Below are 6356 nucleotides of genomic sequence, written 5' to 3' on the forward strand. Positions count from 1 at the left end.
CAAGTAGGATTTCACCCATGAGAACATAATGGGAACATACTCCCGCGAGTCGGGTGAGGAAAGGAGAAGCCGCCATGACCCTCTTGTTCGCGATCGAGCGTCATCTGCACCGCACGCAGATACCGCCGTCGCGTTTCGGGCGGAATGCGGTCAACGACCCCCGTCTGGTCCACGATCTGCGCCGTGGCCGCGAACCGCGTGATGCGATGGCGATCCGCGTCCTGGCCTATATCGCCGCGTGCGAAGCGCAGGTGGACGCATGATGCCGTGCACCGATCATGCGCTCGCCCGCGCGCTGGTGGCTCTGCTGACGGCTTACGGCCCCGTGCAGCCGATCGGGCATGAAATGGCGGATTGGGCCAGCGCCACCTTCAGCGGCGAGAGCCACCTCGTCCGGCTGAAAATGCCCTGCCCTTCCCCACCAGACATGATCGCGCTCGCCACCACGCTGGCCGAAGCCGAGATCGAGTTGGGCAACCGGCTGCTCGCCGATCTCGCCCTCGCCGGCCATGCGCGGGATGGCGAGGACATGATTTTGGAAATCGAGGCGCTGACGCTCGTGCCGAGCTGAGCGTTCAGCCGCGCGGCGCCGCCATCCGCTGAAGATCGGCGATGGTGGCGCGCAGCGCCGCGTCATCAGGCTGATCGGCCCGCGCGCGCGCCGGTGCAGGCGCCGACAGGCGCTCCGCTGGCGATACCGGCGTCGCATCCACCACCACCACGCCGCCCGGCGCCATCTCGGCCGCCAGCCGCTCCATAAGCTCGGCGATCGGCGCTTCGGTGAAGGTGGGCGGGCTTTCCGGCTCGGCCGCATGGTCGAGCAGCAGCTCGTCGTCCGTTTCCGCTTCGGGCGCCAGGGCGGGCGGGAAATCGACGATCGCGTCGAGGATCAGCGGCTTCACCACCGGATCGGGCCGAACGACGAGCGTGGTGAAATCCTGCGCGGCGCCGGGCGTCAGCCAATCTTCGTGATCGTCGCCCTCATCCGCCAGATCGGCCGGTTGCGCCGCCTTGTCGATCCGCCGGAATACCAGCCAGGTCAGGGTCGTGGCGATCAATGCGGGCGCCGCGATCAGCACCGTGCGCCCCGGCGATCCGGTGGGCATGGCCAGCAGGTCCGACCAGGCCTGCACCACCGGCCCCGGCATCGCCCAGCAGAAAAACGCCATCGCCCCGCCCAGCATCACCGCCGCGACGGGGCCCACCGGCCACCTTTCCATGCGCGCCGCGGCGCGTTCCATCCAACCCGTTCCGACCACCACGCACGCCCGCCGATATCGAAGATGTCAGGCGTAAACGCGATGGCTTAACGCCGCCCTTATGCCCCGCGCAGGCATGCCGCGCCGGAACGAACTGCGCAACCCATGCGTTCGCCGCCGGTCCATTCTTCGGGAGAAACCGCCGGCCGTGCTCCATTATGTCGACGATGCGAGCCCCGGGATCACGCGTAAAAGGTTGAGCCACGGCTGGGCCTATTTCAGCGCGGCAGGAAAGCGCATCACCCGCCGCAGCACGATCGACCGGCTGAACGCCATCGCCCTGCCGCCCGCCTATCGCGACGCCTGGTTCTGCCGCGATGAACGCGGCCATATCCAGGCGATCGGCTGGGACGAAAAGGGCCGCAAGCAATATCGCTACCATGCCGATTTCCGCGCCGCGCAGGATGCCGCCAAATATGATCGCTGCGCCGATTTCGGCCGCGCGCTGCCCCGCATCCGGGCCAGGGTGGAACAGGATCTGGCCCGCCGCGCGCTCGATCGCGATCGCGTCGTCGCGGCGATCGTCCGGCTGCTCGATCTCGGCCGGGTGCGGATCGGCAATCCGGGCTATACGAAGGCGAACCGCAGTTTCGGCGCGACCACCCTGCGCAGCCGCCATGCCGAGGTGCACGGCCATCGCGTCCGGCTCGAATATCGGGCGAAATCAGGCAAGATCCAGCAATTGACGATCAGCGACGCGCGGCTCGCCCGCATCGTCCGCCGCTGCCAGGATCTGCCCGGCCAGAATCTGTTCCAATATCTGGATGCCGATGGCACGCCCCATCCGGTCAGTTCGGGCGACGTGAACGATTATCTGCGCGCGGCATCCGGCGCGGATTTCACCGCCAAGCATTTCCGCACCTGGGCCGCCAGCGTGATCGCCTTCGCCACATGGGTCGAAGCCGGCGGCCACTTGTCGATCGGCGCGATGCTGGAACCCGTGGCGCAGGCGCTGGGCAACACACCGGCCATCGCGCGCAAATCCTATGTCCACCCGGCGCTGATCGAACTGGCCGGGCAGCGCACCCCGCTGCCTGCGGGGTTGAAGCTTCCCCGCCGGACGAAATATCTGTCGCCGCCGGAACGTGGCCTGATTACGTTCCTCGACACCCTGGCCAAGACGGCCCAATGCCAACCGGAAGCAGCCTGATGCCCCAATCGAACAGCACCGCCACTCCACCGGCGGCGGACAAGACCCCTTATGCCGACAAGGTCGAGCGCCTGTGGACGGACAGCTATGGCTGGGTCGTAAGCCACAGCACGCAGATCCTGATCGGCGTGGCGATTGCGGCGGTGATCGTACTGGCGCTGCTCGGCCTCAAGCGGTTCGGTATCCACCTGTGCCGGGATCGCGAAAATCGCGGGCATTGGGCCTTCATCCTGGGCCGTGCGCTGGCCCGGACGCGGCTATGGTTCATGGTCGCGGTCGCCCTCCAGCTCGTCTCCGCTTATGCCGATGCCCCCGGCTTCGTCAGCGGCACGGCGAGCTTCCTGTTCACCATCGCATCGGTGCTGCAGGTGGCGATCTGGGCGCGCGTGCTGATCCTCGGCCTGGTCGAACATCGCAGCGTGGGGGCCAGCGCCGAGGATGCGGCGGCGATCGGCAGCGCGATGAACATCATCCGCCTGCTCGTCACCGTTGCGGTATTCGCGATCGCCACAATCGTCATCCTCGACAATCTGGGCGTCAACGTCACCGGCCTCGTTGCCGGTCTCGGCATCGGCGGCATCGCGATCGGCCTTGCCGCGCAGGGCATCTTTTCGGATCTGTTCGCGGCGCTTTCAATCCTGTTCGACAAGCCGTTCCAGCGCGGCGAAGGCATCCGTTTCGACCAGACGACCGGCACGGTGGAGACGATCGGCCTGAAATCCACCCGCATCCGTTCCACCACGGGCGAGCAGATCGTCATTTCCAACGCCAACCTGCTCAACAAGGAATTGCGCAATTTCGACCGGCTGGACCACCGCCGGATGATCCACCGCTTCGGCGTCACCTACCAGACGACGCCCGAGGTGCTGGAAGCGATCCCGTCGATGATCAAGAAGATCGTGCTGGCCCATCCCAAATGCACCTTCCTGCGGTGCGGCATGGCCGCCTATGGCGCCTCCAGCCTCGATTTCGAGCTGCAGTACGACATTCACTCGGAAGATTTTGAGGAGGTGTTCACGACCAACCACCGGGTGATGATCGCGATCCTGAAGCGCTTCAACGACGATGGCATCGAATTCGCTTATCCGACCCAGACGACCTTCACCGCCGCGCCCGATGGCACGCTGGTAATGCCTTATGCCGAACCGGCCGCACCCAAGGCGAAAGCCACCCCGGCGGCCTGACAGGGCTCAAGCGCCGCCGCCCATCGCGCCCCAACTCCGGCGCGATGGCAGCGACAAGGCGGCATTCCCGAAGGCTGACCCAAAAACTGGCCTAAAGACTGGCCCAAAGGCCGGATCACCCGCCGGAAACGCCTGGATACGCACAGCTACTCGAACAGGCTTGCGCTTTGCCGTGATTCGGATGGCCGTGCGGTGATCTCGATCACAGCATGGTTAATGCTCGCGCACTTGACGTTTACGTCAACGTAGCACACACCATCCGCCGAAAAGCAGAGAGGATGGGCCATGGGCACGATCAGCGTTGAGGATTATCAGGCAAAGACCGGTCAGGTGATCGGCACGTCCGAATGGATTCTGGTCGATCAGGCGATGATCGATCGCTTCGCCGACGCGACGGGCGACCACCAGTTCATCCATGTGAACCCCGAAATGGCGAAGATGACGCCGTTCGGCGGCACCATCGCCCACGGCTTCCTGACGTTATCGCTGCTGCCGGTGATGCGCGAAAAGAGCGACGCGCCCGTGCTGGAAGGCATTCGCATGGGCGTGAACTATGGCGGCAACAAGGTCCGTTTCCTCACCCCCGTACCGTCGGGATCGCGCGTGCGCGGCCATTTCAAGCTGATCGAGTTCGCCGAAAAGGGCCCCGGCCGCTTCCAGGAAATCTGCGAGTTCACCGTCGAGATCGAAGGCCAGGACAAGCCGGCGCTGATCGCCGAATGGATCGCCCAGGTTTTCGCCTGACACCGGGATCGTCCTCCGAAGGGCAGCCATCCCCCCGCGCCTGCCCGGTCCATGCGATCGAAAGGAACCTATCATGCGTGACGCCGTCATCGTTTCCACCGCCCGCACGCCGATCGGCCGGGCCTATCGCGGCGCGTTCAACGCGCTCCCCTCTCCCACGCTGGCCGCCCATGCGATCCGCGCCGCCGTCGAACGCGCGAAGGTCGATCCGGCCGCGATCGACGATGTCGTGATCGGCGCCGCTCTCCAGCAGGGCGTGCAGGCGACGATCGGGCGCACCGCCGCGCTCCGGGCCGGCCTGCCCGTCACCGTGGCGGGCGTGTCGGTCGATCGCCAGTGCGCCTCGGGCCTGGAAGCGATCGCCATCGCCGCGCGCAAGGTAATCGTCGATCAGGAGGATATCGTCGTCGCCGGCGGCGTCGAATCGATCTCGATGGTGCAGACCAAGGAGATACGGCTGGGCTTCGATCCCGAGCTGATCGCGATGCACGACGACGTCTATATGCCGATGCTGCAAACCGCCGAAGTGGTGGCCAACCGCTATGGCGTCAGCCGCGCCGCGCAGGACGAATATTCGTTCCAGTCGCAACAGCGCACCGCCGCCGCGCAGGCCGCCGGCAAGTTCGATGACGAGATCATCCCGGTGACGGCGACGATGCTCGTCACCGACAAGGCGACCGGCGAAACCTCGAAAAAGGAAGTGACGCTCACCCGGGATGAAGGCAACCGGCCGGAAACCACGCTGGAAGGCCTGACCGCGCTGCAACCGGTGATCGGGCCGAGCGGCTTCATCACGGCCGGCAACGCCAGCCAGCTTTCAGACGGTGCGTCGGCTTGCGTGGTCATGGAACGCGGCCTCGCCGAAAAGCGCGGGCTGGCGCCGCTTGGCCGCTTCGTCGGCATGGCGGTGGCCGGCACCAAGCCCGATGAAATGGGCATCGGCCCGGTGTTCGCCGTGCCCAAGCTGCTCGAACGCCACGGCCTCGGCATCGGCGATATCGGCCTGTGGGAATTGAACGAGGCGTTCGCCGTGCAGGTGCTCTACTGCCGCGACACGCTGGGCATTCCGAACGATCTGCTGAACGTGAATGGCGGCGCGATCTCGATCGGCCATCCTTATGGCATGTCGGGCGCGCGCATGGTCGGCCACGCGCTGATCGAAGGCAAACGGCGCGGCGTGCGCCATGTCGTCGTCACCATGTGCGTCGGCGGCGGTATGGGCGCGGCCGGCCTGTTCGAAGTGCTGTAAAACGCCAACGCCGCCCCTGCCTTCAGGGGCGGCACCCGCCGGAACGATCCCCCCGGCCACCGGTTCTTTCTCCATCACAGGATGGAGGGTGCCATGACCAGCGAAGCCGATATCGAGGCCCGGTTCTGGAAGGAATTACGGTCGAGCCCCGTGCTGATGATCGGGCTGGTGGGTGCCAGCGAAGCGCATGCGCAACCGATGCACGCCTTCTTCGACGATGACCATGGGCCGATCTGGTTCTTCACATCACGCGGCAACAATCTGGTCGCCAAGCTCACCCAGTCCCACCATGCCGTCGCCAATTTCATGGCGAAGAACCATGCGGTGTTCGCCACCATCCACGGCCAGCTCAACATCGAAAACGATCCGGCGGTGATCGACCATTTCTGGAGCCGCGAGGAAGCCGCCTGGTACAAGGAAGGCCGCGACGATCCCGATATCACGCTGCTCCGCCTCGATGCCAGCCGCGCCGAAATCTGGCTGGGCGGATCGAAGCTCGGCGCCGCGATCGAACGGCTTGTCGGCCGCGACATGAAGGCCGCGCAGGCCGAACGAACCGCGCGCGTCGTGCTCTAGAACGCTTTCCAGGCAGGTGGAATCACCTGCTGACTCGGAAAGCGCGACAAACAAAAACTTAAAGCATTCGATCCGACGCCGTCGGATCGGAAGCTGCTCTAGCACTACTTTGGCAGAAGTTTGGCAGGGTATCTGATGAGGCTGCATCCGCAGTGAGGGCAATTCTGCGGCGGTGAGCGAGACAAGCGGTCAAG

Annotated in this window: 8 protein-coding genes; 7 read left to right on the top strand and 1 reads right to left on the bottom strand. The window is 65.4% G+C overall.

Features of this window, described 5'->3' with window-relative positions; all coding sequences use genetic code 11:
* The first annotated feature begins 74 nt into the window (after nucleotides 1–74).
* Both CHB74_RS13310 and CHB74_RS13315 read left to right on the top strand, forming a co-directional pair.
* Nucleotides 75–263: a hypothetical protein gene (locus CHB74_RS13310; RefSeq protein WP_089220114.1), complete on the top strand. Its 189-nt coding sequence runs from the start codon at nucleotides 75–77 to the stop codon at nucleotides 261–263.
* Nucleotides 260–571 carry a hypothetical protein gene (locus CHB74_RS13315; RefSeq protein ID WP_089220115.1) on the top strand — a complete coding sequence of 104 codons (312 nt, stop codon included), beginning with the start codon at nucleotides 260–262 and terminating at the stop codon, nucleotides 569–571. The genes CHB74_RS13310 and CHB74_RS13315 overlap by 4 nt, the downstream gene beginning before the upstream one ends.
* 4 nt (nucleotides 572–575) lie before the next feature.
* Here the strand turns inward: CHB74_RS13315 and CHB74_RS13320 are convergent, their stop codons facing one another.
* Nucleotides 576–1241 carry a hypothetical protein gene (locus CHB74_RS13320; RefSeq protein WP_089220116.1) on the bottom strand — a complete coding sequence of 222 codons (666 nt, stop codon included), beginning with the start codon at nucleotides 1239–1241 and terminating at the stop codon, nucleotides 576–578.
* A gap of 214 nt (nucleotides 1242–1455) precedes the next feature.
* Between CHB74_RS13320 and CHB74_RS13325 the strand changes: the two genes are divergently transcribed.
* From CHB74_RS13325 to CHB74_RS13345, 5 genes are all read left to right on the top strand, one after another.
* Entirely contained in the window at nucleotides 1456–2409 is a 954-nt protein-coding gene (locus CHB74_RS13325) for a DNA topoisomerase IB (RefSeq protein ID WP_245842901.1), read from the top strand.
* Nucleotides 2409–3593, top strand: a complete 1185-nt coding sequence (locus CHB74_RS13330) for a mechanosensitive ion channel family protein (protein WP_089220118.1) — start codon at nucleotides 2409–2411, stop codon at nucleotides 3591–3593. Before CHB74_RS13325 ends, CHB74_RS13330 begins: the two co-directional genes overlap by 1 nt.
* Before the next feature lie 285 nt (nucleotides 3594–3878).
* Nucleotides 3879–4337, top strand: a complete 459-nt coding sequence (locus CHB74_RS13335) for a MaoC family dehydratase (protein WP_089220119.1) — start codon at nucleotides 3879–3881, stop codon at nucleotides 4335–4337.
* A gap of 73 nt (nucleotides 4338–4410) precedes the next feature.
* Nucleotides 4411–5586, top strand: coding sequence for an acetyl-CoA C-acyltransferase (locus CHB74_RS13340; RefSeq protein ID WP_089220120.1), 1176 nt, complete (start codon nucleotides 4411–4413; stop codon nucleotides 5584–5586).
* Between the two features lie 93 nt (nucleotides 5587–5679).
* Nucleotides 5680–6162, top strand: coding sequence for a pyridoxamine 5'-phosphate oxidase family protein (locus CHB74_RS13345; protein ID WP_089220130.1), 483 nt, complete (start codon nucleotides 5680–5682; stop codon nucleotides 6160–6162).
* The last annotated feature ends 194 nt before the right edge of the window (nucleotides 6163–6356 follow it).

The sequence above is a fragment of the Edaphosphingomonas laterariae genome, from assembly GCF_900188165.1.
In the GTDB taxonomy this organism is placed as follows: Bacteria; Pseudomonadota; Alphaproteobacteria; order Sphingomonadales; family Sphingomonadaceae; genus Sphingomonas_E; species Sphingomonas_E laterariae.

Excerpts from the sequence above, each read along its gene's own strand:
- CHB74_RS13315 (WP_089220115.1), top strand. The coding sequence starts at position 260 with ATGATGCCGTGCACCGATCATGCGCTCGCCCGCGCGCTGGTGGCTCTG.
- CHB74_RS13340 (WP_089220120.1), top strand. The coding sequence starts at position 4,411 with ATGCGTGACGCCGTCATCGTTTCCACCGCCCGCACGCCGATCGGCCGG.
- CHB74_RS13320 (WP_089220116.1), bottom strand. The coding sequence starts at position 1,241 with ATGGAACGCGCCGCGGCGCGCATGGAAAGGTGGCCGGTGGGCCCCGTC.
- CHB74_RS13345 (WP_089220130.1), top strand. The coding sequence starts at position 5,680 with ATGACCAGCGAAGCCGATATCGAGGCCCGGTTCTGGAAGGAATTACGG.
- CHB74_RS13335 (WP_089220119.1), top strand. The coding sequence starts at position 3,879 with ATGGGCACGATCAGCGTTGAGGATTATCAGGCAAAGACCGGTCAGGTG.
- CHB74_RS13330 (WP_089220118.1), top strand. The coding sequence starts at position 2,409 with ATGCCCCAATCGAACAGCACCGCCACTCCACCGGCGGCGGACAAGACC.
- CHB74_RS13310 (WP_089220114.1), top strand. The coding sequence starts at position 75 with ATGACCCTCTTGTTCGCGATCGAGCGTCATCTGCACCGCACGCAGATA.